Raw genomic sequence first — 25,875 nt, 5'->3', positions numbered from 1 at the left:
ACGACCGCCGGGTCAGGCGCAGGCGTACCCCGAGGGCACCCGCGTGTCGCCGTCGGGCCGGCCGGCCTGGAAGCCGAACGTCGTGCTCGCGTTCGGGGCCAGGGTGCCGTTGTAGGGAAGGTTCCGCACGGTCACGGTGCCGCCGGTGACGGAGACGTTCGCGCCCCACGAGCCGGTGATCGTGTGGCCCTGCGGGAGCGTGAAGGTGACGGTCCAGCCGTTGAGGGTGGCGGTGCCGCGGTTGGTGACGGTGACCGGCTGGATGACGTAGCCGTTGCTCCAGGCGTTCTGGGTGGTCGCGGTCACGGCGCAGCCGCCGCCTCCGCCGCCGCTCTGGGTGGTGACCGTGACGGCCGCGGACTCGGGTGAGAGGTTGCCGGCGCCGTCGCGGGCCCTGACGCGGTAGCGGTAGGTCGTGGCGGGGGTCAGGCCGGTGTCGGTGTAGGAGGTCGTGGCGCTGGTGCCGACCGGGGTGAAGGTGTCGCCGGTGGCGCGCAGGATGTCGTAGCCGGCCAGGCCGCTGCCGCCGGTGTCGGTGGAGGCGCCCCAGGTGAGCGTGGTGGCGGTGGCGGTCGTGCCGGCGGCGGCCGGGGTGCCCGGCGTGGTCGGCGGCGTCCGGTCGGTCGTGCCGCCGCCCGAGCCGAAGGAGAAGGAGTCCACGGCCAGCCCCGCGCCGCCCACCCAGGGCTCGAACCCGGCCTGGACGCTGGTCAGGTACCACGACCGCTGGGCGTAACCGCGGCCGACGGCGTCGGAGTAGAAGGTGTCGACGGCGAAGTCGAGCGAGGAGGTCGCCGAGGTGCGCACGTAGGAGACGACGTTCCAGCCGATGTTGCCGTACCAGACCTGCCAGGTGCCGCCGGCCAGGGTCGCCGTGCCGACCTGGGAGCCGACCGGCTGGATCGGGCCGCGCTTGTTGAGCCAGATCATCACCTCCGCGCCGGTGTTCTGGCCGTCGGTGCGCGGGGTGGGGTCGAACCAGATGTCGTAGGCGGCGTCCCAGGTTCCGGCGGCGGGGTAGGTCATGGCGACCGTGGACCTCAGCGCGCCGAAGCCCGGCGAGCTCGCCTGCGCGGGCAGGCCGCTGCCGGTGGTGCAGGCGGCGTAGTGGCAGCCGGCGTAGACGGCCGGGTAGGCGGCGGGGGCGCCGTTCGTGGCCTTGTCGTGGTCGGACCGGGTGACGGTGAAGCCGCCGTTGCTGTTGACGTCGACGCACTGCGCGGTGTCGGCGCCCCAGACGTTGTTCATGACGATGTAGCGGCCGTTCTGGACGGTGGTAGAGCCCCACTTCTCGCACAGCACCGGGGCGGCCTGCGCCGGTGCCGCGAACAGGCCGGCGCCGAGTAACGCCGCGACGGCCAGGATGATGATCTGCACGCGCCTCATGGCATGTTGCTCCCGCTTCTCTGGTCGAGGGAGGTGCTGGGAGCGCTCCCATCATCCAGCCTCCCGGCGTCGCCCCTCGTACGGCAAGCGGCCGGTCCCGCGCCCGCCGGCCCGGTGCCGGGCCACCAGGGCAACCGTGACCAAGATCGGCTGAAAGTTTCACACCGCGTTGTCGGGACGGCGCCCCCCATGGTTCAATGCGCTGGCCGGGCGGGCTGATCGTGGGCAGATTCCTGTGTTCCCCTGCGCGAAGGAATCCCCATGAAACACTTTCGAACGGCGGCGCTCACCGCCGCCCTGGTCCTGCTGGCCACCGTCCTGATCGCGCCGCCGCAGGCGCAGGCCCACGGCGTGTCCATGTTCCCCGGCGCCAGAACGTTCCTGTGCTGGCAGGACGGCCTGCGCGAGAACGGCCAGATCCAGTCCTACAACCCGGCCTGCGCGGCGGCCGTCGCCCAGAGCGGCGCGACCCCGCTGTACAACTGGTTCGCCGTGCTGCGCTCCGACGGCGCCGGGCGTACCAGCGGCTTCATCCCCGACGGCCAGCTCTGCAGCGGCGGCACCGGCGGCCCCTACGACTTCACCGCCTACAACGCCGTACGCTCCGACTGGCCGCAGACCCACCTGACAGCGGGCGCGAGCATCCAGATGCGGCACAGCAACTGGGCCCAGCACCCCGGCACGTTCGTCTACTACGTCACCAAGAACGGCTGGAACCCCGACGGTCCGCTCAAGTGGTCGGACCTGGAGTCGTTCGGCAGCGTCACCAACCCGCCCGCCAGCGGCGGCCCCGGCGGGCTCAACTACTACTACTGGAACGCCCAGCTCCCCTCCGGCAAGACCGGGCGGCACATCATCTACACCCACTGGATCCGTTCCGACAGCAACGAGAACTTCTACAGCTGCTCCGACGTCGTCTTCGACGGCGGCAACGGCCAGGTCACCGGCGTCGGCCCCGGCGGCGGCACGCCTTCGGGCACGCCCACGTCCACCCCGACGGTCACGTCGACGGTGACCCCGCCCCCCGGTGGCTGCACCGCCACCTGGAAGGCCACCGACACCGGCTGGGCCGGTCACTTCCAGGGCGAGGTGACGGTGAAGAACACCGGCACGGCGTCGCTGAACGGCTGGACGGTCAAGTGGACGTACTCCGGCGGCCAGGGCTTCGACGGCGCACCCTGGAACGGCGTGCTGTCCGCCCAGCCGCCGAACGTCTCCGTCAGGAACGCCTCCTACAACGGTCAGCTCGCGCCGAACGCGTCCACCACGTTCGGCTTCAACGCCACCGGCTCGATCCCGAGCCCCGCACCCGCGCTGACCTGCACGAGCCCGTGACCGGAACACGTCGCGGGAAGATCGCGGCAGGCGTCGCCCTGGCCGGCCTGGCGCTGGCCGGGGCGACGCTGTTCGCCGCCCACCAGGAGTCGGCGCGGCTCGACCAGGAGCTCGCCGCCCAGGTGACGTTGATCCTCGAACGGGCCACGCCCGAGGAGCACCACGACCACGGGCACGGGTTCGGGTCGCGGGTGGTGTGCGCGGTGGAGCCGTTCGGCACGGACCCACCCGACGCCGCCGGCCTGGCCGAGGTGCGCTGGGTCTACGCCCGGCACCTGTGCGCGATCGTCGGCGAGAGCCGCGACTGGGCGATGTCCGTCCGGGCCTCGGGGCCCATCGCCGTCCGGCTGGGCGTGCCGCCGCAGGTGAAGGTGCCTGCCGCCGGGCCCGGATATCCGGAGCGGGTCCGGGCGCTGATCCCCGCCCGCTACCACGACGAGGCGTTCGCCGACTTCTCGGACGAGGCGGCCATCGACGCGGCCCGCGATCGTTTCTCCCACGCCCAGGACCCACGCTGACGACCGGGATGGGCGGGCAGCGACCACGACGGACCGGGGACAGCCGACGGGGACCGCGCGCGGGGACAGCCGATGGGGCCGCGCCGGGACGGCCGACGGAGGCCGCGCCGGGACGGCCGGTGGACGGCGCAAACGGACGCGGCCGGCTGGGGGTTCGCCGGCCGCGTCCGTCCCATCCGGGCGGGATGGTGTCGCGGGCAGGATCAGTTGATCGGCCTCACCTCCTCCTTCTCTAGCCGGCGCAGGTGTAGCCGGACGGAACGGACGTGTCGCCGTTCGGACGGCCGGCCTGGACCCCGAAAGCGGTGGCGGCGCCGGGCGCGAGCGTGCCGTTGTAGCTCAGGTTCCGCGCGGTCACGGTCCGCCCGCCGACCGTCACCGCGGCGTTCCAGAAACCGGTCACGGTGTGGCCCGCGGGCAGCGTGAACGTCACCGTCCAGCCGTTCCTGGCGGCCGTGCCGGTGTTGGTCACCGTGACGGGCTGCAGGACGTACCCGTTGCCCCACTGGCTCTGGACGGTCCCCACGGCCGTGCAGCCGCCGTCGCCGCCGCCGGCCAGGGTGGTGAAGGAGGCCGTGGGCGAGGCGGCCGACTGGTTGCCCGCGGCGTCCCTGGCCTTGACGTGCACCTGGTAGGCGGTCGAGGGCGACAGGCCGGTCAGGGTGATCGAGGTGGTGGCCGTCGTCCCGAGCGGGACGCCGGCCGAGGTGTAGACGTCGTACCCGGTCACGCCCACGTCGTCGGTGGCGGCCGGCCAGGTCAGGGTGGCGCCGGACGAGGTGACGTTCGAGGCCGCCGGGGTGCCGGGAGCGCTCGGCGGGGTCGGGTCGGTGGTGCCGCCGTAGACGGAGGCCGGCCTGGCCGTCGCGGCGATGCCGTTGGCGCCGTTGAACAGCCGCTGCCCCCACGAGGTGAGCCGGGTGACGTCGAAGCCGGTGACCTGGTCGAGGTACTCGACGCCGCCGCCGTTGCCGCTCCACGACCAGCCGAGGTAGCCGAGGCCGCGGCCCACGGCCTGGGCCATGATCGTGTCCTCGTCGGGGTCGCCGTCGGAGTGGTTGAACCCGAACTCGCCGATGACCAGCGGCAGCCCGGCCGTCCGGAACGCGTCCAGGTACGACGTGATCTCGGCGGCGGTGTCGTAGACGCCGTACATGTGCACCGAGAAGATCGTGTTCTTGTCGGGGTCGGCGGCGAAGACGGAGGCGGCGTTGTCCCGCATGACGTTCTGCCAGTCCTGGCCCCAGGCGGGGGCGTCCACCATCAGCGCGTGGTGGATGCCGTTGGCACGCAGCTTGGCGATCGCGGCCTTGGTGGCCTCGGCCCAGCCGGGCGTGGTGGCGTTGTTGCCGATCGGCTCGTTGCCGATGTTGACGACGACGTAGTCCTCCTGTCCGGCCAGGGCGCTCTTGACGCTGATCCAGTAGTCGGCGGCCTGGTCGAGCGTGTACGCGCCGCTCTGCTCGCCGTACCCGGTGGTGTCGTGGTCCTCCAGCACGCAGATGAGCTTGTTCTGCTTGCACAGGGAGACCACGCCGGCCACGTCGGAGGCGGAGTTGGCGCTCCACCGGCCGCCGCTGAGCACGACGCGCACGGTGTTGGCCTTCAGCGACTTGATGTCGGCGAACGCCTTGGTCTGGGCCGGGTACCAGGTGTGGGCGTGGCTGGTGCCGCGCATCACGAACTCCTGGCCGTTGCCCTCCAGGATCTTCGTGCCGCTCACGTGGATGCCGGTGGCGGCCTGCGCCGCGGTGCCCGGCAGGATCAACGAGGCGGCCACCAGCGCGGCGGCGAGGGCCGGCGCGGTGAACAGTGATCGCATGGGCTGCCTTTCACTGGGCCGGGGAACCCCGCCCCCGCCGTCGTCGCGGCGGGGGCGGGGGCTCGGCTCAGGCGGGAGTGCAGGTGAGGTCGGGGGTGGACGGGGTGCCGTTGGCGATGAAGCCGAACGTGGTCGTGGCGCCGGCGGCGAGCCCGCCGTTCCACGCCTCGTTCCTGACCGACACGTACGAGCCGGTCTGGGTGAGCCTGCCGCCCCAGAGCTGGGTGATCTGGTTCGCGGACGTCCAGGCAGCCGTCCAGCCCGTGATGGCCGCGGAGCCGGCGTTCTTGACGGTCACCTCGGCCTGGTAGGCGCCGCCCCAGGAGTTGGTGACCTTGAACGTGGCCGCGCAGCCGCCGGTCGGCGTGTTCGCGGTGGTGAACGCCGTGCCGTCGGAGGCCGCCGAGCTGTTGCCCGCCGCGTCCCTGGCCACCACCGAGACGGTGTACGCCGTCGCGGGGCTGAGCCCGCTCAGGTCGTACGACGTGCCGGTGGCGCTGCCCGCCTTGGCGGACCCGAGGTAGACGTCGTAACCGGTCACCCCGACGTCGTCCGTCGAGGCCGCCCAGCTCACCTTCGCGCCCGAGCCGGTGATGCCGGAGACGGAGGGTTTGCCGGGCTTGGTGGGCGGTGTCCTGTCCGCGGTGCCGGTGGTGGTGAACGTCGTCTCGTCCGAGGCCGCCGAGGTGTTGCCCGCCGCGTCCCTGGCCACCACGTGGGCGGCGTAGGCCGTGGCAGGGGTGAGCCCGCTCAGGTCGAAGGAGGTGCCGGTGGCCGTGCCTGCCTTGGCGGACCCCAGGTAGACGTCGTAACCGGTCACTCCCACGTTGTCCGTGGAGGCCGTCCAGCTCAGCTTCGCCGCCGTGCCCGTGATCCCGGAGACCGCGGGCCTGCCCGGCTTGCCGGGCGCTGTCGTGTCCTGCTCCTCCGGACCCGGGGGCTCACCCCAGATCTTGGTGGCGCCGCTGTGGAGGGTGATGTTCTTCGTCCGCACCGGCGTCGCGCCCGGCGTGGCCGGGATGCCCTGGTACGACCAGTCATCGGCCGGGTTCCAGGTGCCCGCGCTGGTGATCCTGAACTGCACCTCCCTGCGGTGCTGCGACTGCCCGGCCGGGGCGATGGCCTGTCCTGAGCAGTCGATGTCCACGTAGAGCACGCTCCCGCCGGCCGAGCCGAGCGTGGGGGCCTTGCACTGCGTGTAGGCCGACGACACGCTGATCTGCGAGGCGGTCGTCGAGCCGTCGAGGGTGAAGTAGTAGCGGAACGAGCCGTCCGACAGGACCCTGGCGGGCCAGGCCGACTGGTTGCGCACGATGGCCTTGATCTCGGTGAAGTTCGTGCCGGAGGCGTTCACGCCGGCCTCGACGAAGATCTCCGGGCCGTCCGGGGTCTCGGCGGGCGGGAAGTTCGCCGCGGGCGCTCCCCCGTACTCCTTGTAGAGCCGGGCCAGGGCGCTGGTGAAGCCGGCGTTGTAGTCGGTCGCGACCTCGTTCATGACGTAGTCGTCGCGCTTGTCGGCGTAGACGTCGTCGGGGTCGGGCGGGCCGCCGACCAGCGCGCCGTAGAGGGTGTGGCGGCTGGCGACCGGGTTGGTGATCTGGTCGGTCCACGAGCCGTGCGCCGTACGGTGGTGCGGGTTCTTCGGCGGGTTGGCCCCGAACCCGATCAGGTACGAGGAGTTGCGCGGGTTGTCGCCGAGCGCGTAGTCGATCTGCCGGACCGCGAAGTCGTGGTAGCGGGCCTTGCGCTCCGGGTCGGTGATCGAGTCGCTGTGCACGAGCGCGACGAACGAGGTGTTGGCCGCGTACCGCAGCGACCCCCACCGGTCCAGCACGGCCTGGCCGCCCGGCGAGTACCTGACCTTGGAGCCGTTGACGCCGACCGTCCACCAGTCGAGCCAGCGGTCGGCGTCGTCCAGGTACCTCTGCTTGCCGGTGAGCTTGTGCAGCAGCACGTACGCGCCGTACGACTTGTCGTCCCAGGCGATCGTCCACTTGTACGACTTCGTCGTGGTCTGCGGCTCGTTGCCCAGGTTGTCGTAACCGGCCTCGGCCTTGGCCAGGTAGGCGGCGTCGTTCGTGGCCCGGTAGAGCCAGATCGCCCCCCAGACCAGCTCGTCGTTGTAGCCGCTCCAGGAGTTGTAGTAGCCCTGGGCGTCGCTGATGCAGTCGCTGTACTTCTTCCTCACCGTGTCGGCGAAGGAGTAGAGCTGCCTGGCGTGCGTCACCAGCTTGTCGGCATACGCCGGATCGGTCGGACGGAAGACGATCGACGAGGCCGCCATCGCCGCCGCCGTCTCCCCCGCCAGGTCCGAGCCGCCGCAGGACGCGTCGATCCTGTAGGCGGGCCGGTTCATCTGCATGGCCTCGGCCGGGCCCCACCAGGCGTGGTCGGCGCCGCCGTTGCCGACCTGCCCGTACAGCACGTCGGCCGACGGATGGGCCTTGACGAAGTAGTCGTTGACGAACCTCAGGTTGTTCAGCAGGTGGGTGAGCTGGCCGGAGCCCGCGTAGGCGTCGCGGTACTCCACGCCGCCCCAGGCCAGCATCGTGGCCGAGAAGGCCATCGGGAAGCCGAACTTGACGTGGTCGCCCGCGTCGTACCAGCCTCCGGTCAGGTCCAGCCCGGCGTCCTTGCCGTCGTTCAGGCCCGAGTCGCCGCGCCAGGAGACGCGGTTCCAGGCGGGCAGGTCGCCCGACTGCTGGGCCTCGTAGAACCACAGCGACTTCTGCAGCGCCTCACCGTAGGCGAAGGCGGGCGCGGCCGCGTGGGCCACCGGCCCCGCCCCTGCGAGCAGGGGCAGGACCAGCGACGCCGCGGCGATCATCGCCGCCGTTCTCACGGGAAGAGCCGCCCGTACTCGGCCAGGGCCACGGCCACGTCCACCTGCGCCCAGAAGCGGTGGTAGTTGAACGTCGGCGCGGGGCCGGTGCCCTGGAGGTAGGCGTTCACCTCGGGCCAGTCGGGGTCGTTCTTGTAGAACGACCTGATCGACATGAACGTCGAGCTGGAGTTGATCGTGTCGCCGTTCGGCATCTTGCCGGTCCAGCCCGAGGGCACGTAGACCGGGTCGTTCAGCCGCTTGTAGTCGGTCTTGGTCTCCGACACCGACACGCCCTTGGCGTCGCGGTTCTTCCACACGCCGTCCAGCAGCGCCTTGGCCATGGTCCTGGCCGCGGCGTTGTTCGCCTTGGCCGCGTAGTACATCAGGGTCTTGGCGTACGAGCCGGCCACGCCGACGTCGTTGGTGTAGTCGGCGACCGTCACGTGCAGGCCGGGGTTGGCCGGCGGCATGCCGCTCGTGGCGCTGAAGTCACCGACGGGCTGGCCGGTCCACTTCAGCGTCGACGGCATCTGGTACGTGCCGTCCGCGTTGATCGTGGTGTTGGCCATCGCCCAGGTGACCCACTTGTCCAGCAGCGCCTTGGCGTCGGCGTTGCCCGAGGCGTAGTAGAGCTCGGCCACCCGCTCCATGGTCCACGCCTGGAACCCGAACCACTGGTTGGACGGCGGGTCGTGGTAGACGGGCTGCCAGTCGTAGGTCATGCCGTGGAACTTCGGCAGGCCGGCCGGCGGGGTGGCGTAGTGGCCCTCCCAGCTGTTGGTCGCGCCGCCCGCGATGGCGCCCTCGGCCGACTGCAGCCACGTGTAGAACTGCAGCTGCCGGGTCAGGCTGGTGCTCCAGTCGGCCGCGCCGGTGCCGCTCTTGGGCTTCAGCTCGGCCACGTTGGCCAGCGCCCAGGCCGCGAGCGGGTTCTGGTAGCCGGAGTGGTTGTGGCTGGAGCCGATGCGCCAGGCCCAGCCCGCGCTGGAGTCGGTCGCGCCGCCCCAGGCGTAGTACCAGGACAGCAGGTAGTTGGAGGCGTCCTTGCCGGTGCCGGGGGCGCACGAGGTGCTGGTGCAGCCGGGCTTCTTGAAGTACTTGTCGTACATCGCGTAGCGCAGGTAGTCGCCCATCTTCGCGGCCTTGGCGACCGACGCCGAGATCTGCGACTCCTTGCCCTGCTGCTTGGCCCACGTCTGCGCCCAGTACGCGGCCTGCACGGCCCTGGCGTCGGCGTCGGGGGCGTTGGTGTACTTCCACTGCTTGGCGTACGAACTGTCCTTGATGAACAGGTCCAGGTAGCCGTTCGGGCCGCCGTGCTTGAAGGTGTCGCAGGACGGCTGCGGGATCGTCTCGAAGACCGACTCCTCCGGCCCGCGCTGGTAGGTGTTGATGTAGGCGGGCCTGGTGGTGCCGTCGCCGCAGCGGCCGAAGCCGTAGGTGTTGTCGACGTCGAGCAGCCAGTGCATGCCGTAGACGTCGCCGGTGCCGTACGCGCTCTTCAGCTCGTTGGCCAGCGGGTCGGAGCCCACGGAGACGCCGGAGTCGATCTGCGTCGGGTACTGCTTGATGTCGTTGTACTCGGCGGCGTACGTGGCCGGCTTCGATGGGTTGTAGAAGGAGTTCGTCGGCTGGTCGGCGGTCGAGGGGATGATGTACTTCTCCATCGAGGCCCACGCGTTGTTGAACTTCGCCCAGTCGCCGGTCACCTGCCCGTAGGTCGCCTCCAGCCACAGGTAGTAGCTGTAGGCCTCGGACGTGGTCTCGTGCCCGTGGTCGGGCGCCTCGACCATGAACGTCTCCACCGAGTGGTACGGCACGCCCTCGGGCGAGAAGTACCCGTTGGCCGGGTCGTGCAGCTCGTTGTACATCTCGACGAAGCGCTTGACGTACTCGTTGTCGCCGCCGAGGTCGTCGTCCGCCTCGCTCGCGGTGACCTTGACCGGGGTGTAGCCGGTCGCGCTCACCGTGAACTCGGCGGTGCCGCCGGTGGTGTCGGCGTCGTCCGCCGCCGCCAGGGTGACGTTCTGGACGGTGTTCCAGTTGGCCGGCGTGAAGGCCAGCGAGCCGCCCGAGCCGACGGTCAGGTCGGCGTCGCCGCTGGTGCGGGCGGTGGTGACGGTCACGTTCGCGGCGGGCGCCTGCGAGAGCTTCACGCCGAAGCCCGCGGTGCCCTTCTCCGGCACCGAGATCGTGGTCGGGCTCACCACGAGGGCGGGCCCGGTGTTCTGCGAGACGGTGATCCCGACGGGGGCCGAGGTCGTGCTCGCGCCCGCGTTGTCGGTGGCCTTCGCGGTGATCGAGTAGCTGCCCGCGGCCACGTTCTGCCAGGTGTAGCCGTACGGCGCCGAGGTGTCGGTGCCGAGCAGCGTGGAGCCCTGGTAGAAGTCGACCTTGGAGACCGTGCCGTCGGCGTCGGCGGCGTTCGCGGCGATGGCCACGGTGGCCGGAGCGGTGTACGTCTGGCCGGCGGTGGGCGAGGTCAGCGCGACGGTGGGCGGGGTGTTGGCGCCGCCGCAGGTCACGCCGTTCACGGTGAACGCGGTCGGGCTCGGGTTGCTGCCCGTCCAGGTGCCGTTGAAGCCGAGCGTCGTCGAGGCGCCGGTGGCCAGGCTGCCGTTCCACGGCATGTTGGTCGCGGTGACGTGCGTGCCCGACTGCGTCCAGTTGGCGCTCCAGCCGGTGGGCGTGTACTTCTGGCCCGCGGTCGGGAAGTCGAAGCCGAGCGTCCACGAGGTGATCGGGTCGCCGGTGTTCTTCAGGGTCAGGTTGGCGGTGAACCCGCCCTGGCCGGGGCCGCTCGTCCACTGGTTGGCGGCGTACGTGACGTCGCAGGCGACGGCCGCGTGCGCGGGCGGCGCCGCGAGGGTCGTGGTCGTGCCCGCCGCGAGGACGAGCGTCGCGGCTCCGGCGAGCCGCCTCGACAGGCGGGCAAGGCGGGAAGGAGGTCTGTGTTTCAAGGGATCTCCATGGGAGTAGGAGGTGTGGGAGCGCTCCCAAGAGGGATTGTGGGTGACCGGCGGCGTATGTCAACGGATCGCCCGCCCACCGCCCCCCGCGTTTCCTCTCACCAGGCTGCCGATGATGAAAGTTTCATCCACCTTCCGGGGCATTCGGCGAGCATGCGGCCCGGGAACGCCCGCCGCACGGCCGTCCTCATTTACAGGGCCGGAAGGGCGTCTCACTATGGGAGCGCTCCCAGCCAACTGACGTTCTGGAGATGATCGCTAGTGAGACTCCACAGCGGCCCACGCCGATGGGCCGTGACCATGACCGCCGCGAGCGTCGCGGCCCTCGGGCTCGTCGTCGGCCAGACCACGGCCGCCAGCGCCGCGGTGAACTGCGACGTGACCTACTCCGCCAACTCGTGGACGAGCAGTCCCGGTCAGGGCGGTTTCACCGCGAACATCACGTTGAAGAACACCGGCGACCCGATCACCTCGTGGACGCTGGGCTTCGACTTCCCCGGCACCGGCCAGAAGTACACCCCGACCGGCTGGAGCGCCAACTGGACGCAGTCGGGCACGCACGTCACCGCGACGAACATGCCCTACAACGGCAGCCTGGCCACCGGCGCCTCCACCACCATGGGCTTCAACGGCACCTGGACGGGCAGCAACAACCCGCCCACCTCCTTCACGGTGAACGGCGTGACCTGCGGCGGCGTCACCCCCACCACCCCCTCGGTGGTCACCTCCGCCAGCTCGGTGGCGGTCAACGAGGGCGGCACCGCCACCTTCACCGCCAAGCTGTCCGCCGCCCCCTCCTCGAACGTCACCGTCACCACCCAGCGGACCAGCGGTGACAGCGACCTGAGCGTCAGCGCGGGCGGCTCGCTCACCTTCACCCCCGCCAACTGGAACACCGCCCAGACGGTCACCCTGGCCGCCGCCCAGGACGCCGACACCACCGCGGGCACGGCGGCCTTCTCCGTCGGCGGCACCGGCGTCACCTCGGCCACCGTCAACGCCACCGAGGTGGACGACGACGCGGTCGTGGAGCAGGCGCTGCTCGTGACGCCCACGTCGGTGACCGTGCCCGAGGGCGGGACGGCGGCGTACACGGTCAAGCTGGCCGCGCAGCCGTCCGCGAACGTGACCGTCACCTCGACGGCGGGCAGCGGGGACGCCGACCTGACCGTCTCCGGCGGCGGCAGCCTCACCTTCACGACGGCCAACTGGAACACCGCCCAGACGGTGACCCTGGCCGCCGCCCAGGACGCCGACACGACCAACGGCACCCGTCCCTTCACGGTCGCCGCCACCGGCCTGACCGGCAAGACGGTCACCGCCACCGAGGCCGACGACGACGGCCAGCCGCCCACCGGCCACGTCGAGAACCCGTACGCCGGCGCCACCGGCTACGTGAACCCGCAGTGGAAGGCCAAGGCCGCGGCCGAGCCCGGCGGCAGCGCCGTCGCCAACACCTCCACCGCCGTGTGGATGGACCGCATCGCGGCCATCGCCGGCTCCTCCTCCGCCATGGGCCTCCAGGCCCACCTGGACGAGGCCGTCGCCCAGGACGCGCTCAACGGCTCGGCCCCGCTGACCGTGCAGTTCGTCATCTACGACCTGCCCAACCGCGACTGCTCGGCGCTGGCCTCCAACGGCGAGCTGCTGATCGCCGAGAACGGCTTCAACCGCTACAAGGCCGAGTACATCGACGTGATCGCGAACATCCTGCGCGACCCCAAGTACGCCAACCTGCGCATCGTCACGATCATCGAGCCCGACTCGCTGCCCAACCTGATCACCAACATCAACAACTTCCCGAAGTGCGCCGAGGCCAACGGGCCCGGCGGCTACGTCGACGGCGTCCGGTACGCGCTCAACAAGCTGCACGCCATCACCAACGTCTACACCTACGTGGACGCCGCCCACCACGCCTGGCTCGGCTGGGACTCGAACTTCACCCCCGCCGTGAACCTCTTCTACAACATGGCCGCGGGCACCACGGCCGGCGTGGACAGCGTGGACGGCTTCATCGTCAACACCGCCAACTACTCCGCCACCAAGGAGCCGTACTTCACGATCAACACCATGGTGAACGGCCAGACCGTCCGCCAGTCCAAGTGGGTCGACTGGAACTACTACGTGGACGAGTCCACCTTCGCCACGGCTCTGCGCACCGCGCTGGTCAACAAGGGCTTCAAGCCGGGGCTCGGCATGCTGGTCGACACCTCGCGCAACGGCTGGGGCGGCACCGCCCGTCCGGGCGGCGCGAGCACCTCGACGGACGTGAACACCTTCGTCAACCAGTCACGCGTCGACCGCCGCATCCACGCCGGCAACTGGTGCAACCAGAGCGGTGCGGGCCTCGGCGCCCGGCCGACGGCCAGCCCCGAGGCCGGTTTCGACGCCTACGTCTGGATCAAGCCGCCGGGCGAGTCCGACGGCGCCAGCACCGACATCCCGAACGACGAGGGCAAGAAGTTCGACCGGATGTGCGACCCGACCTACACCGGCAACAACCTCAACGGCAACAACATGTCGGGCGCCCTCGGCGGCGCCCCGCTGTCCGGCCAGTGGTTCTCCGCCCAGTTCCAGGAGCTGGTCAGGAACGCCTACCCGCCGGTCAGCTGACTCACCGAGCCGGCCGGGGGCTCCGGGGCCCCCGGCCGCCGACCGAGGGGCCCGCCTGACCCGGGCCCCTCGTCCGGCGAAGGGGCCCGGGCCGGAACCCGGGCCCCTTCCGTATCTGCCGGTGTGCGACTCAGCGGCTCTCGCGCCACTCCGACACGACATGATCGACGTCGAAGGGCATCAGGTTGAGCGGCGGCCCCGGCAGGCCCTTCCTGATCGCCTCGCGGATCTTGTCGTTGACCTCTTCGAGGATCTGCCGCACCTCGGTCTCGGACCGGGCCCCGCGGGCCTGCCGCAGCGCCTCCTCGGCCTCCTTGCGCAGCGCCAGCGTCGGGGGCAGCGGCATGGACAGCCCCTCGCTCTCCAGCTTCTGCTTGATCCACCACATCTCGTCGTGCCGCCGGTCGAGGCCGGGCAGCGGCTTGCCCGCGCCCGGCAGGTCGTCGAACTCCCCACGCTCGGCCGCCTCGCGGATCTGACGGTCGATCCAGCTCTCGAACGGCATGCCCACCGGCTTGCGGTCGGTCACGGACGCGGCTCCTCTCACGCCAGGTTGTGGCTCGGCGCGACCGGCCCGCGCCAGCCGAGCACGGCCTCGGTCATGCGCACGGACGCGACCGCCGCGGCCACGTCGTGCACCCGCAGGATCCGGGCGCCCTTGAGGATGGAGACGACGTTCGCGGCGATCGTCCCCTCCTTGCGCTCCCCCTGCGGGCGGTCGATGGTCTCGCCGATGAAGTCCTTGTTCGACAGCGCGACCAGGGTCGGGTAGCCGATCGCGGTGATCTCCTCCAGCCGCCGGGTCAGCTCCAGGGAGTGGAAGGTGTTCTTGTTCAGGTCGTGGCCCGGGTCGATGATGATCCGGTCGGGGGCGATGCCGGCCTTGAGCGCGAAGGAGACCCGCTCGCGCAGGAAACCGGCGACCTCGGCGACGACGTCGTCGTAGCTCGGGCGGAAGACCCGCCGGCCGGGGCCGCCGAGGCTGTGGGTGACGACCACGCTGGCGCCGGTCTCGGCCGCGACCTCGGCCAGGCCGGGCTCGCGCAGGCCGTTGGTGTCGTTGATGACGTCGGCGCCGGCCTCGACGGCCGCCCTGGCCACCTCGGGGCGGTGCGTGTCGACCGAGATGACGGCGTCGGTGGCGGCCCTGACCTCGGCGATCACCGGGACCACCCGCTCGATCTCCTCCTCGACGCCGATCGCGGCCTGGGCGGCGCTGAAGGCGAACCCGCCGATGTCCACCCAGTCGGCGCCCGCCTCGACCGCCCGCACGCAGGCCGCGACCGCGCGGTCGAGCTCGTACGTGCGCCCCTGGTCGTGGAAGGAGTTGGGGGTCCTGTTGACGATGGCCATGATGGCGATCTGGCGTTCGAAATCGAACTCCCGCCGCCCGATGCGGCGGACCGGGGAGATGATCTCGGGGGGATTGTTTCCGCCGCTCACGTAGTGGCCCCTTCCGTCTCCTGCCGAGCCTACCCGGGGGCCGTGGCATGGCGGTCGGGCGCCCGCGCTCAGACCTGGAAGTGCCCGGACGACCCGCCGCCGCCGCTGACCCGGATCCGCTTCATGGAGCTCGGGGAGACGGACGGGTGCGGCAGGCGCATGGTGAGCCGGACCGTGGTGCCCTCCGGGCCGGTGCGGAAGTCCACGACGTCGCACAACCGCTGGATCAGGTAGATGCCGCGGCCGGTGTAGGAGAGGCTGGACGGCCGGACGGCGCCGTCGAGGTACGCCTGCGGGATGCCCGTCCCCTGGTCCGTCGTCTCCGAGCGGATGACGCCGTCGACCGTCCACAACGTCAGATGCCCGCGCCCGCCCGCGTGCTCCACGGCGTTGACCACGCTCTCGTGCACGGCGAGCACGAAGTCGTCGAGCCGGCCGTCGCGCAGCCCGCAGCTCTCCGCCTGCTCGGCGACCGCACGGCGCAGCTTGGTGAGGTCGTGGAGGGTGAAGACCTGGGTCAGGAGAAGGGCCATGGCGCTCCTTCGTGTCGTCACGACACGCAGGCCACGCCTCTGGACCTTGCGTAGAGAACCGTCCCCTTCCCCGGCCGGGCGGTATTACACCTCCGGATCAGGGGTGGGCGCCGACCCCCGTGGCCAGCTCCTTGACCCGGCCCAGCGGGCCGCCGTCGGGGGCGAGCGGCGGGGTCTCCATGCCGGCGCCGTCGTGCAGGCCGTCCAGCAGCTCGCGCATGGCGTCCCAGGAGGAGTGCCGTGGGCGCCAGCCCAGGACCTCCCTGGCCTTGTCGGTCTTCATGACGGGGATGCGCAGGGCCAGTTCGAGCAGTCCGGGCGAGGCGGGCACCAGCCGCAGGTGCCAGCCGGCCGACATGAGCGTCCTGGCCAGCCAGGGCGTGACCGGCATCGTCCGCGTGCCGAGGAGTTTGGCCAGGTCGGCGGGGTCGAGCACGGGTTCGGCGGCCAGGTTGAAGGCTCCTGACACCGTCCTGGTCACCGCCAGCCGGTACGCCTCGGCCGCGTCGTCGGCGTGCAGCACCTGAAGCCGCAGTCCGGGCACGTCGGGCACGAACGGGATGCGGCCGGGCCGGATCAGCCGGCGCGGCAGGAACGGCCCGGCGAACAGGCGGCGCTGCTCGGTGGCCGCCGCCCGCTGGAAGATGAACCCCGGCCGCATCCGCACCACGCGGATCGCCGGGTGGTCGTGCTCGAAGACGTCGAGCACCCGCTCGACGTACGCCTTCTCCCGGCCGTACGCGGCGCCCGGCCAGCCGTGCGTGGGCCAGCTCTCGTCCACCGGCCGGTCCTTGGGGCCCGGCGAGTACGCGCCGACCGAGGAGGCGTGGACCAGCGCGGGCACCCCGGCCTCGGCCACCGCGCGGAACACCCGCATGCTGCCCAGCACGTTAGCCCGCCAGGTCACGGCCGGGTCCCTGGTGGGCTGGAACAGCCACGCGAGGTGCACGACGGCGTCGGCGCCCTCGAAGATGCGGGACAGGTCGCCGGTGGCCACGTCGGCCTGGCGCCACTCGGTGCGGTCGATGCGCCACCCCGGCAGCCGGCGGGCCACGCCCACGATCGACGTCACGCTGTCATCCGCGGCGAGCGCGCGTACGACGCTCGTGCCGACATTGCCGGTAGCCCCGACCACCACGACTCTCATGCCCGCACCGCTGCCCGCGCTCCGGAGGGTGAAACCCCTGCTCAGGGCTGTAGCAGGATCTTGATCGCGCCGTTCGCCTTCTTCTGGAACATCTCGTACGCCTGCGGCGCGTCCTCCAGCCGCATGCGGTGGGTGGTGAGGTCCATGACGCCGAGCGGGTCGGAGTCGTCGGTGACCAGCGGCATGAGCCGGTTGATCCACCGCCGCACGTGGGCCTGGCCCATCCGCAGCGTGATGCCCTTGTCGAACATGCGCAGCATCGGCATCGGGTCGGTCATGCCGCCATAGACGCCGATGACGGAGATGACGCCGCCCCGGCGGACGGTGTCGATGGCCTGGTTGAGCGCGGCGAGCCGGTCGACGCCCGCGTGGGACATCAGCGGCGCGGCCACCGCGTCGGGCAGCAGCCCGGTGAGCGTCTGGGCGATCTTGGCGGCCGGGGAGCCGTGCGCCTCCATGCCGACGGCGTCGATCACCGAGTCGGTGCCGCGCCCCGAGGTGAGCTCGCGGATCGCCCCGGGCACGTCGGAGGTCTCGCTGCCGTCCACGACCTCGATGCCGTGGCGGCGGGCCATCTCCAGGCGTTCGGTGACGCCGTCCACGCCGATCACGCGGTGGCCGAGGTGGCGGGCGATGCGGGCGCACATCTGGCCGATGGGGCCGAGGCCGAAGACGGTGACGCTGCCGCCGTCTGGGATCTCGGCGTGGTCGACGGCCTGCCAGGCGGTCGGCAGCACGTCGGACAGGAACAGGAAACGCTCGTCCGGCGGGCCCTCGGGCACCTTGATCGGCCCGAACTGGGCCTCGGGCACGCGCAGGTACTCGGCCTGGCCGCCGGGCACCTGGCCGTACAGCCTGGTGTAGCCGAACAGCGCGGCACCCATGCCCTGCTCCTTCACCTGCGTGGTCTCGCACTGCGCGTACAGCTCCAGGCCGCACATGTGGCAGTGGCCGCAGGAGATGTTGAACGGGATGACGACGCGGTCGCCGGGCCTGATGTCGGTGACGGCGGCCCCGACTGCCTCGACGACGCCCATGGGCTCGTGGCCGAGGATGTCGCCCTCGGCCATGAAGGGCCCGAGCACCTCGTACAGGTGCAGGTCCGAGCCGCAGATGCCGGAGCTGGTCACCCTGATCACCGCGTCGTTGGGCTCCTTGATGGCCGGGTCGGGGACCTCCTCGACCCGTACGTCGCGCTTGCCGTGCCAGGTGACGGCCTTCATGACGCCTCCAGATGGGATTCGGACGGCACAAATCCCGCATACCCCCACATAGAGCTCCAAACGGTTTGCCCCATAACACCGTGATAGGGGTGTTTTGAGACGACCACTCCTCGTATTCGGGCTCGTACCGTGCAGACACCCCCCTGTACGCGAGGAGACGTGCACATGCTCCCCAGGAAGACCGTGACGGCGGGCATCGCGATCGCCGTCACCATGATCAGCGTCCCGGCCCTGGCCTTCGCGGCGAAGGGCGCCACGGCCCAGGACGAGACCCCCTACTCCATCGCCCGCACCAACGCCGAAGCCGTCGCCGACCCCCGCAGGGCCTGGTCGACGCCATGAGCCGGGACCTCGGCATCACCGGCCAGCAGGCCGAGGCCCGCCTGGTCAACGAGGCCGCGGCGGCCGGACTCGAACCCACCCTGCGCGCCCAGTTAGGCGCCTCCTACGCCGGCTCCTGGGTGACCGGCCCCACCTCCACCCCGATCACCGCCACCACCGACCCGGCGCAGGTGGCCGCCATCGCCAAGGCCGGCGTGCAGGCCCGCGTGGTCGCCCGCTCGCTGGGCAGCCTCGACCAGGTCAAGGCCAGGCTCGACGCCGCGTCGGCCAAGGCCCCGAAGACCGCCCCCGTCTGGTACGTGGACGTCGTCAGCAACTCCGTCGTCGTCCTCAGCTCCAGCCCCGCCAAGGCCGCCGCCTGGGTGAAGGCCAGCGGCGCGGACACCTCCGCCGTCCAGGTCGTGCGCTCGGCCGAGAAGCCCACGCTGTTCTACGACGTCCGCGGCGGCGACGCCTACTACATCGGCTCCGGCACCCGCTGCTCCGTCGGCTTCTCGGTCACCAAGGCCGGCTCGCAGGGCGGCTTCGTCAGCGCCGGCCACTGCGGCAACGCCGGGTCCAGCACGTCCGGCTCCAACCGGGTCGCCATGGGCACGTTCCGCGGCTCGTCCTTCCCGGGCAACGACTACTCCTGGGTCGAGGTCAACGGCCAGTGGACCCCGACCGGCGTGGTGTACGGCTACAGCGCCGGCATCCTGCCCGTACGCGGCTCGACCGTGGCCCAGGTGGGTTCGGCCGTCTGCCGCGCCGGATCGACCACCGGCTACCACTGCGGCTCGGTCCAGCAGCTCAACGCCAGCGTCACCTACCAGGAGGGCACCGTCTCCGGCGTGACGCGGACCAACGTCTGCGCCGAGCCCGGCGACTCCGGCGGCTCGTTCATCTCCGGCGACCAGGCCCAGGGCGTGACGTCGGGCGGCTCGGGCAACTGCAGCTCCGGCGGCACGACGTACTTCCAGCCGGTCAACGAGATCCTGTCCACCTACGGCCTGACCCTCGCCACCCAGGGCGGCGGCCCCGGCCCGACCAGCACGCCGACGGTCACCACGACCGTCCCGGGCGGCACGTGGGCCGCGGGCACGACGTACACGGCCGGCTCCACGGTGACGTACGGCGGCTCGACCTACCGCTGCCTCCAGGGGCACACCGCCCAGCCCGGCTGGGAGCCGCCGAACGTGCCGGCTCTCTGGCAGCGCGTCTGATCCCCTAGACGTCCAGGGCGGAGATACCCCCTCACGACCTGGACCGCGCGGCCGGACGATGTCCCACTCCTCCGTCAGGGACATCGTCCGGCCAATGCGTTCCCCCCCGCCCGTCAGGACGCCTCCCCGGCCAGCCGCAGGGCCTCCTCGACCAGCGTCTCCACGATCCGCGACTCGGGGACGGTGCGGACCACCTCGCCCCTGACGAAGATCTGCCCCTTGCCGTTGCCCGAGGCCACCCCCAGGTCCGCCTCCCTGGCCTCGCCCGGCCCGTTGACCACGCAGCCCATCACCGCCACCCGCAGCGGGTGGGGGAACCCGTCGAGCGCCGCGGTCACCCGTTCGGCCAGCCCGTACACATCCACCTGGGCCCGCCCGCACGACGGGCAGGAGACGATCTCCAGCCTCCGCCGCCGCAGCCCCAGCGACTCCAGGATCCCGATCCCGACCTTGACCTCCTCCACCGGAGGCGCCGACAGCGAGACGCGGATCGTGTCGCCGATGCCCTCGTCGAGCAGGATCCCGAACGCCACCGCCGACTTGATCGTGCCCTGCATGAGCGGCCCGGCCTCGGTGACGCCGAGGTGCAGCGGGTAGTCGCAGCTACGGGCCAGCATCCGGTAGGCGGCCGTCATCACCTGCGGGTCGTGGTGCTTGACGGAGAGCTTGATGTCGCGGAAGCCGTGCTCCTCGAACAACGAGCACTCCCACAGCGCCGACTCCACCAGCGCGGCCGGCGTGGCCCTGCCGTGCTTGGCCAGTAGCCGGGGGTCGAGCGAGCCGGCGTTGACCCCGATGCGGACGGACACCCCCGCGCCGGACGCGGCCCGCGCGATCTCGCCCACCTTGTCATCGAACTTCTTGATGTTCCCGGGATTGACCCGGACCGCCGCGCACCCCGCCTCGATGGCGGCGAAGACGTAGCGCGGCTGGAAGTGGATGTCGGCGACGACCGGGATCTGCGACTTCCGCGCGATCTCCGGCAGCGCGTCGGCGTCGTCCTGGGTCGGCACCGCGACGCGGACGATCTGGCAGCCCGCCGCCGTCAGCTCGGCGATCTGCTGCAACGTGGCGTTGACGTCGGCCGTCACCGTCGTCGTCATCGACTGCACCGAGACGGGCGCGTCGCCCCCCACCGGCACGGAACCCACCATGACCTGCCTGGACGCCCTGCGCGCCCGATGTCGCACCGGCAGTCCGAGATCTACAGCGGCCACCTGTCCAGCTCCCTTCGAACGGTGTGCGCGATGCCCTGGCCGGTGAGCCCGGCCTCGGCGAGCAACCCGGCCCGGCTCCCGTGCGCGACGAACTCGCGCGGCAGGCCGAGGTTGACGATGTGCTGCCGGGGCCCGCACTCCTGCCGGAGCAGGGCGCCGGCCCCGCAGGCGGCCAGGCCGTCCTCGACGGTCATCACCAGCCGGGCGGCACCGGCCGGCCCGCGCAGACCGGCCGGGACCGGGATCACCCAGCGGGGATCGACCACGGTCACGCCGATCCCGGCGGCCGACAACATGGCCGCCGCGCCCAGGCACGGCCCGGCCATCGGCCCGACCGCCACCAGCAGCACGTCGGGGCCGCCCGCGAAGAGCACGTCGGCGTCGCCGACCCGCCCCACGCGCGGGAGCTCGGGACCGGCGACCGCCTTGGGGAAGCGCAGCGCGGTGGGCCCTGGGTGCTCGACCGCCTCCTCCAGCAGCTCGCACAGCCGGCGGGCGTCGCGCGGCGCGGCCACCCGCATGCCGGGCACCATGGCCAGCGCCGCCAGGTCCCACATGCCGTGATGGCTGGGCCCGTCTGGGCCGGTGAGCCCGGCCCGGTCGAGCACGAGCGTCACCGGCAGCCGGTGCAGGGCGACGTCCATCAGCACCTGGTCGAGGGCGCGCCCCAGGAACGTCGCGTAGACCGCGACCACGGGGTGCAGGCCCGCCATGGCCAGGCCCGCCGCCGAGGCCAGGGCCTGCTGCTCGGCGATGCCGACATCGAACATGCGGCCCGGGAAACGCCGCCCGAAGCAGGCCAGCCCGGTCGGCCCCGGCATCGCGGCGGTGACGGCCACCAGGTCGTCGCGGCGCTCGCCGAGCACGCACAGGTGGCGGGCGAACGCGTCGGTCCAGGTGGCGGGCCCGGCGGTGAGGGGGCGGCCGGTGGCCGGGTCGGTGGCCGGGATCGCGTGCAGGTGCTCGTCGTGGTCGCGCTCGGCCGGGTCGTAGCCGCGGCCCTTGCGGGTGACGCAGTGGACCACGACGGGGGCGCGCAGCTCGCGGGCGGCCCGCAGGGCCGCTTCGAGCGCGGCGATGTCGTGGCCGTCGACCGGGCCCAGGTAGCGCAGGCCGAGCTGCTCGAAGACGGTCACGTCGGCGGCCGTGCGCAGGCGGGCTAGGTGGTCGGCGATGCCGCCGTGGGTGGGGGCGTAGGAGCGGCCGTTGTCGTTGAGCACGACGACGACCGGCCGGTGGCGGCCGGCGCCCAGGTTGTTGAGCGCCTCCCAGGCCATCCCGCCGGTGAGCGCGCCGTCGCCGACCACGGCGACCACCGCCCGGTCCGCGTCGCCGGTCAGCAGCCGCGCCTTGGCCAGGCCGTCGGCGTAGGCGAGTGCGGTGGAGGCGTGGGAGTTGTCGACGTGGTCGTGCACGGACTCCTCCCGGCTCGGGTAGCCGCTGAGGCCGCCGCGGCAGCGCAGGGCGTCGAAGGAGTCGCGCCGCCCGGTGAGGATCTTGTGGACGTACGCCTGGTGCCCGGTGTCGAAGACGATGGCGTCGCCGGGCGAGTCGAACACGCGGTGGAGGGCGATCGTGAGCTCGACGACGCCGAGGTTGGAGCCGAGGTGCCCGCCGCGGGCGCTCACCTTCTCGACCAGGAAGTCGCGGATCTCGCGGGCGAGGCCGGGCAGCAGCTCGGCGGGCAGGGCGCGCAGGTCTTGGGGAGTGGAAACGTACGGCAACAGGGTCGTCATGACATCCCCTGACGGTGTTGCGGTGAGCCAAAAGAATAGTTGAAAGGCCCAAGACACTTTACACGCTCTGTATTCAAGTAGTAACTATTGGTAGTGCGTCCCGACCAGAAGGAGCCGAGCGGATGCCGGTGAGCTTCACTCAGCACTACCTCGGATCACGGATCGAGCGACGCCTCGCCGACTTCCTCGAGACGTGGCAGGCGCCCGTCTCCGATCCCGACGTGCAGACGGCCTACCGGTTGCTGACCGAGTTCATCCTCGGCGGCGGCAAACGTATCCGCCCGCTGCTGTGCTACTGGGGCTGGCGGGGCGCGGGCGGCGCCGACTGCGACGAGATCGTCAGCGCCGCGGCGGCCCTGGAGCTGTGCCACGCCGGGCTGCTCATCCACGACGACATCATGGACGGCAGCGAGCTGCGCCGGGGCCGGGCGACCATCCACCGCAACCTCGCCGACCTCCACGACGGCCCGTCCGCGGAGGCGTTCGGGCACGCGGGCGGCATCCTGCTCGGCACGCTCAGCCTGGCCTGGTCCGACACCCTGCTGTCGTCGTGCGGCGTCGAGCCCGTCCGCCTGCGCGCCGCGCACCACCTCTTCGACGCCATGCGCACCGAGGTCATCAGCGGCCAGTACCTCGACATCCTCGCCCAGCTCCGCGCCGGGGCGAGCGTGACGGAGGCGCTCACGGTGATCCGCTACAAGACGGCCAAGTACACCGTCGAGCGGCCGCTGCAGATCGGCGGCGCCCTGGCCGGCGCCTCGCCCGAGCTGCTCGACGCCTTCTCCCGGTTCGGCGTGCCGCTCGGCGAGGCGTTCCAGCTGCGCGACGACGTGCTGGGCACGTTCGGCTCGGCGGCCGAGACCGGCAAGTCGGCGCTCGACGACCTGCGCGAGGGCAAGCACACGGTGATGATCGCGCACGCCATGGCGCACGCCTCGCCCGCGCAGCTCGGCCACCTGCGCGCCTGGCACGGCAACCCGGCTCTCACCGAGGAGCAGGCCGCCGGGCTGCGCACCATCCTCATCGACACCGGCGCGCTCGACCAGGTCGAGTCGATGATCGACGAACGCGTGGGCGAGGCCACGGCCGCCCTGGCACGGGCGCCGATCGGGCCCGAGGCCGGCAGCGCGCTGTCCGTCCTGGCCGACCAGCTCGCGCACCGTACCAAGTAGGGGGCTCTCCGATGGGACGCGTACTGCTCGCGGCCCCGCGCGGTTACTGCGCGGGCGTCGAACGGGCCATCTTCTCCGTGGAGGAGGCGCTGCGGCGCTTCGGGCCACCGGTCTACGTGCGCAAGCAGATCGTGCACAACACGTTCGTGGTGGCCGACCTCACCGAGCGCGGGGCGGTCTTCGTCGACGAGCTCGACGAGGTGCCGGACGGCGCGCTGGTGATCTTCTCGGCCCACGGCGTCTCCCCCGCGGTCCGGCAGGAGGCCGGGGGCCGCGGCCTGCGCACGATCGACGCCACCTGCCCCCTGGTCACCAAGGTGCACAAGGAGGCGGTGCGGCTGGCCGAGGCCGGCCACGAGATCGTGCTCATCGGCCACGCCGAGCACGAGGAGGTCGAGGGCACCCTCGGCGAGGCGCCCGGCCGCATCCACGTCGTCGATCCGGCCAGGCCCCACGAGGTCACCGCGAGCGGCGCGGCGCACATGACCTGGCTGTCGCAGACCACCCTCTCGGTCGACGAGACCATGGGCGCCGTCGCCGAGCTGCGCGACCGGTTCCCCCAGCTGGCCGACCCGCCGAGCGACGACATCTGCTACGCCAGCCAGAACCGCCAGGAGGCGATCACCAGCATCGCCCCCCGCTGCGACCTGGTCATCGTCGTCGGCTCGGCCAACTCCTCCAACTCCCGGCGGCTGGTCGAGGTCGCGCTGCACGCCGGCGCCCCCGCCGCCCACCTGGTCGACCGCGCCGCCGACGCCGACCCGCGATGGCTCGGCGGAGTTGGGACGGTCGGGGTCAGCTCCGGCGCGTCCGTTCCCGACGTGCTGGTCGACGACCTGCTCGGCTGGCTCGCCGGCCACGGCTACACCGACGTGGAGCCCGTGACCGTGACCGAGGAGACGCTCACCTTCTCCCTCCCCCTGGAACTCCGTTCCTCCCGCAACCCCGGCTAGACCCCACACCGAGATTGGCGGTGCACCATGACAGAAACCACCGACTCCAGCGCGCCCTTGAACGGCAACGGGCAGCTCAGCCTCAGTACCGAGGCCGCCAAACAGCTCGCGACCACCACCAAGACACCGCCGCAGATGCAGGAGATCACCTCCAGGTGGCTGCTGCGACTGCTGCCGTGGGTGCAGTGCTCGGGTGGCGTGTTCCGGGTCAACAGGCGCCTGACGTACACGCTCGGCGACGGGCGCATCACCTTCTCCACGACCGGCTCCGACGTGCGGGTCATCCCGGCCGAGCTGACCGAGCTGCCCATGCTGCGCGGCTTCGACGACATGGACGTGCTCGAAGCACTGGCCGACCGCTTCCAGCAGCGCGAGGTCGAGCCCGGCGAGGCCATCGTCAGGGAGGACGACCCGGCCGACCAGCTCGTGCTGATCGCCCACGGCCGGGTCGGCAAGGTCGGGCAGGGCGCCTACGGCGACGAGCAGAACCTCGGCGTCCTGGCCGACGGCGACCACCTCGGCGAGCAGGCGCTGACCGGCGGCGGCACGTACGACTTCACCGCCACGGCCAAGACGCACACCACCGTGCTCACCCTGTCCAGGCAGACCTTCGAGCAGCTCGCCGAGCAGTCCCCGGCGCTGCGCGAGCACATCCAGAACTGGCGCGCCTCCGGCGACCACGCCCAGAACGCCTACGGCGAGGCCGCGATCGACATGTCCTCCGGCCACTCCGGCGAGGTCGCGCTGCCCGGCACGTTCGTGGACTACGAGCAGTCCCCCCGCGAGTACGAGCTGAGCGTCGCCCAGACGGTCCTGCGGGTGCACAGCCGGGTCTCCGACCTGTACAACCAGCCGATGAGCCAGCTCGACCAGCAGCTCCGCCTCACGATCGAGGCCCTGCGCGAGCGCCAGGAGCACGAGCTGATCAACAACCGGGAGTTCGGCCTGCTGCACAACGCCGACTTCAGCCAGCGCATCCGCACCCGTTCCGGCCCGCCGACGCCCGACGACCTCGACGACCTGCTGGCCGTGGTCTGGAAGGAGCCGGCCTTCTTCCTCGCGCACCCGCAGGCCATCGCCGCGTTCGGCAGGGAGTGCAGCAAGCGCGGCCTCTACCCGCAGGCCAGCGAGGTCAACGGCCACCGCATCCCGGCCTGGCGGGGCGTGCCGATCTTCCCGTGCAGCAAGATCCCGGTCACGGGCAAGCGCACCACGTCGTTCCTGCTCATGCGGACGGGCCAGGAGAACCAGGGCGTCGTCGGCCTGCACCAGACCGGCATCCCCGACGAGTACCAGCCCAGCCTGTCGGTGCGCTTCATGAACATCAACGAGAAGGCGATCATCTCCTACCTGGTCAGCGCCTACTACTCGGCCGCCGTCCTGGTGCCCGACGCGCTCGGCGTCCTGGAGGACGTCGAGCTCGGCAGGAACGGCTAGCAG

The 25,875-nt window shown here is 71.6% G+C and carries 19 protein-coding genes; 8 read left to right on the top strand and 11 right to left on the bottom strand.

The genetic code is table 11. From position 1 onward, the window contains the following. Nucleotides 1-12: 12 nt before the first annotated feature. Entirely contained in the window at nucleotides 13-1,377 is a 1,365-nt protein-coding gene (locus tag ACNF49_RS06315) for a glycoside hydrolase family 12 protein (protein WP_482943069.1), read from the bottom strand. A gap of 270 nt (nucleotides 1,378-1,647) precedes the next feature. Here ACNF49_RS06315 and ACNF49_RS06310 point away from each other — a divergent pair, with 270 nt between their 5' ends. Both ACNF49_RS06310 and ACNF49_RS06305 read left to right on the top strand, forming a co-directional pair. Continuing rightward, nucleotides 1,648-2,721, top strand: coding sequence for a lytic polysaccharide monooxygenase (locus ACNF49_RS06310; protein ID WP_482943068.1), 1,074 nt, complete (start codon nucleotides 1,648-1,650; stop codon nucleotides 2,719-2,721). Next, entirely contained in the window at nucleotides 2,718-3,239 is a 522-nt protein-coding gene (locus tag ACNF49_RS06305) for a hypothetical protein (protein ID WP_482943067.1), read from the top strand. Before ACNF49_RS06310 ends, ACNF49_RS06305 begins: the two co-directional genes overlap by 4 nt. A gap of 232 nt (nucleotides 3,240-3,471) precedes the next feature. Here the strand turns inward: ACNF49_RS06305 and ACNF49_RS06300 are convergent, their stop codons facing one another. The 3 genes from ACNF49_RS06300 to ACNF49_RS06290 all read right to left on the bottom strand — a co-directional run bounded on the left by ACNF49_RS06300 (nucleotide 3,472) and on the right by ACNF49_RS06290 (nucleotide 10,845). Continuing rightward, nucleotides 3,472-5,061: a cellulase family glycosylhydrolase gene (locus ACNF49_RS06300; protein WP_482943066.1), complete on the bottom strand. Its 1,590-nt coding sequence runs from the start codon at nucleotides 5,059-5,061 to the stop codon at nucleotides 3,472-3,474. Nucleotides 5,062-5,128: 67 nt separating this feature from the next. Next, a complete protein-coding gene (locus tag ACNF49_RS06295) occupies nucleotides 5,129-7,888 on the bottom strand; it encodes a glycoside hydrolase family 9 protein (RefSeq protein WP_482943065.1) in 2,760 nt (919 codons plus the stop codon). A gap of 11 nt (nucleotides 7,889-7,899) precedes the next feature. After that, the gene (locus ACNF49_RS06290; RefSeq protein WP_482943064.1) at nucleotides 7,900-10,845 is read right to left on the bottom strand and encodes a glycoside hydrolase family 48 protein; all 2,946 of its coding nucleotides are present in this window, start codon (nucleotides 10,843-10,845) and stop codon (nucleotides 7,900-7,902) included. A gap of 309 nt (nucleotides 10,846-11,154) precedes the next feature. Between ACNF49_RS06290 and ACNF49_RS06285 the strand changes: the two genes are divergently transcribed. Further along, nucleotides 11,155-13,467, top strand: a complete 2,313-nt coding sequence (locus tag ACNF49_RS06285; RefSeq protein ID WP_357975153.1) for a glycoside hydrolase family 6 protein — start codon at nucleotides 11,155-11,157, stop codon at nucleotides 13,465-13,467. A gap of 130 nt (nucleotides 13,468-13,597) precedes the next feature. On the opposite strand, the gene ACNF49_RS06280 is transcribed toward ACNF49_RS06285, so the two are convergent. From ACNF49_RS06280 to ACNF49_RS06260, 5 genes are all read right to left on the bottom strand, one after another. Then, nucleotides 13,598-13,996, bottom strand: a complete 399-nt coding sequence (locus ACNF49_RS06280; protein WP_482943063.1) for a DnaJ family domain-containing protein — start codon at nucleotides 13,994-13,996, stop codon at nucleotides 13,598-13,600. A 14-nt stretch (nucleotides 13,997-14,010) separates the two neighbouring features. Beyond that, a complete protein-coding gene (gene folP / locus ACNF49_RS06275) occupies nucleotides 14,011-14,910 on the bottom strand; it encodes a dihydropteroate synthase (RefSeq protein ID WP_482943062.1) in 900 nt (299 codons plus the stop codon). 68 nt (nucleotides 14,911-14,978) lie between these two features. Then, the gene (locus tag ACNF49_RS06270) at nucleotides 14,979-15,443 is read right to left on the bottom strand and encodes an ATP-binding protein (protein WP_482943061.1); all 465 of its coding nucleotides are present in this window, start codon (nucleotides 15,441-15,443) and stop codon (nucleotides 14,979-14,981) included. A gap of 97 nt (nucleotides 15,444-15,540) precedes the next feature. After that, nucleotides 15,541-16,590: an NAD-dependent epimerase/dehydratase family protein gene (locus ACNF49_RS06265; RefSeq protein ID WP_357975166.1), complete on the bottom strand. Its 1,050-nt coding sequence runs from the start codon at nucleotides 16,588-16,590 to the stop codon at nucleotides 15,541-15,543. A gap of 41 nt (nucleotides 16,591-16,631) precedes the next feature. Further along, nucleotides 16,632-17,813: a zinc-dependent alcohol dehydrogenase gene (locus ACNF49_RS06260; RefSeq protein WP_357975169.1), complete on the bottom strand. Its 1,182-nt coding sequence runs from the start codon at nucleotides 17,811-17,813 to the stop codon at nucleotides 16,632-16,634. A gap of 165 nt (nucleotides 17,814-17,978) precedes the next feature. Between ACNF49_RS06260 and ACNF49_RS06255 the strand changes: the two genes are divergently transcribed. Next, nucleotides 17,979-18,155, top strand: a complete 177-nt coding sequence (locus ACNF49_RS06255) for a hypothetical protein (RefSeq protein WP_482943060.1) — start codon at nucleotides 17,979-17,981, stop codon at nucleotides 18,153-18,155. Then, a complete protein-coding gene (locus ACNF49_RS06250; protein ID WP_482943059.1) occupies nucleotides 18,152-19,357 on the top strand; it encodes a carbohydrate-binding protein in 1,206 nt (401 codons plus the stop codon). The genes ACNF49_RS06255 and ACNF49_RS06250 overlap by 4 nt, the downstream gene beginning before the upstream one ends. 113 nt (nucleotides 19,358-19,470) lie before the next feature. Here the strand turns inward: ACNF49_RS06250 and ispG are convergent, their stop codons facing one another. Further along, a complete protein-coding gene (gene ispG / locus ACNF49_RS06245) occupies nucleotides 19,471-20,574 on the bottom strand; it encodes a flavodoxin-dependent (E)-4-hydroxy-3-methylbut-2-enyl-diphosphate synthase (protein WP_357975175.1) in 1,104 nt (367 codons plus the stop codon). After that, entirely contained in the window at nucleotides 20,562-22,310 is a 1,749-nt protein-coding gene (locus tag ACNF49_RS06240; RefSeq protein WP_482943058.1) for a 1-deoxy-D-xylulose-5-phosphate synthase, read from the bottom strand. The genes ispG and ACNF49_RS06240 overlap by 13 nt, the downstream gene beginning before the upstream one ends. Before the next feature lie 128 nt (nucleotides 22,311-22,438). Here ACNF49_RS06240 and ACNF49_RS06235 point away from each other — a divergent pair, with 128 nt between their 5' ends. From ACNF49_RS06235 to ACNF49_RS06225, 3 genes are read left to right on the top strand one after another with little or no spacing between them, the layout of a single operon-like run. Further along, on the top strand, nucleotides 22,439-23,482 hold the full coding sequence (locus tag ACNF49_RS06235) for a polyprenyl synthetase family protein (protein ID WP_357975182.1): 1,044 nt from the start codon (nucleotides 22,439-22,441) through the stop codon (nucleotides 23,480-23,482). An 11-nt stretch (nucleotides 23,483-23,493) separates the two neighbouring features. Continuing rightward, nucleotides 23,494-24,435: a 4-hydroxy-3-methylbut-2-enyl diphosphate reductase gene (locus ACNF49_RS06230; RefSeq protein WP_482943057.1), complete on the top strand. Its 942-nt coding sequence runs from the start codon at nucleotides 23,494-23,496 to the stop codon at nucleotides 24,433-24,435. Nucleotides 24,436-24,462: 27 nt separating this feature from the next. Further along, on the top strand, nucleotides 24,463-25,872 hold the full coding sequence (locus tag ACNF49_RS06225; RefSeq protein ID WP_357975188.1) for a family 2B encapsulin nanocompartment shell protein: 1,410 nt from the start codon (nucleotides 24,463-24,465) through the stop codon (nucleotides 25,870-25,872). The last annotated feature ends 3 nt before the right edge of the window (nucleotides 25,873-25,875 follow it).

The organism is Actinomadura sp. ATCC 39365 (assembly GCF_054392275.1).
The sequence above is the reverse complement of the archived record's forward strand: the minus strand, read 5'-3'. Positions and strand labels throughout refer to the sequence as shown.

Excerpts from the sequence above, each read along its gene's own strand:
- ACNF49_RS06310 (WP_482943068.1), top strand. The coding sequence starts at position 1,648 with ATGAAACACTTTCGAACGGCGGCGCTCACCGCCGCCCTGGTCCTGCTG.
- ACNF49_RS06300 (WP_482943066.1), bottom strand. The coding sequence starts at position 5,061 with ATGCGATCACTGTTCACCGCGCCGGCCCTCGCCGCCGCGCTGGTGGCC.
- ACNF49_RS06295 (WP_482943065.1), bottom strand. The coding sequence starts at position 7,888 with ATGATCGCCGCGGCGTCGCTGGTCCTGCCCCTGCTCGCAGGGGCGGGG.
- ACNF49_RS06285 (WP_357975153.1), top strand. The coding sequence starts at position 11,155 with ATGACCGCCGCGAGCGTCGCGGCCCTCGGGCTCGTCGTCGGCCAGACC.
- ACNF49_RS06270 (WP_482943061.1), bottom strand. The coding sequence starts at position 15,443 with ATGGCCCTTCTCCTGACCCAGGTCTTCACCCTCCACGACCTCACCAAG.
- ACNF49_RS06265 (WP_357975166.1), bottom strand. The coding sequence starts at position 16,590 with ATGAGAGTCGTGGTGGTCGGGGCTACCGGCAATGTCGGCACGAGCGTC.
- ACNF49_RS06260 (WP_357975169.1), bottom strand. The coding sequence starts at position 17,813 with ATGAAGGCCGTCACCTGGCACGGCAAGCGCGACGTACGGGTCGAGGAG.
- ACNF49_RS06255 (WP_482943060.1), top strand. The coding sequence starts at position 17,979 with ATGCTCCCCAGGAAGACCGTGACGGCGGGCATCGCGATCGCCGTCACC.
- ACNF49_RS06250 (WP_482943059.1), top strand. The coding sequence starts at position 18,152 with ATGAGCCGGGACCTCGGCATCACCGGCCAGCAGGCCGAGGCCCGCCTG.
- ACNF49_RS06240 (WP_482943058.1), bottom strand. The coding sequence starts at position 22,310 with ATGACGACCCTGTTGCCGTACGTTTCCACTCCCCAAGACCTGCGCGCC.
- ACNF49_RS06230 (WP_482943057.1), top strand. The coding sequence starts at position 23,494 with ATGGGACGCGTACTGCTCGCGGCCCCGCGCGGTTACTGCGCGGGCGTC.
- ACNF49_RS06225 (WP_357975188.1), top strand. The coding sequence starts at position 24,463 with ATGACAGAAACCACCGACTCCAGCGCGCCCTTGAACGGCAACGGGCAG.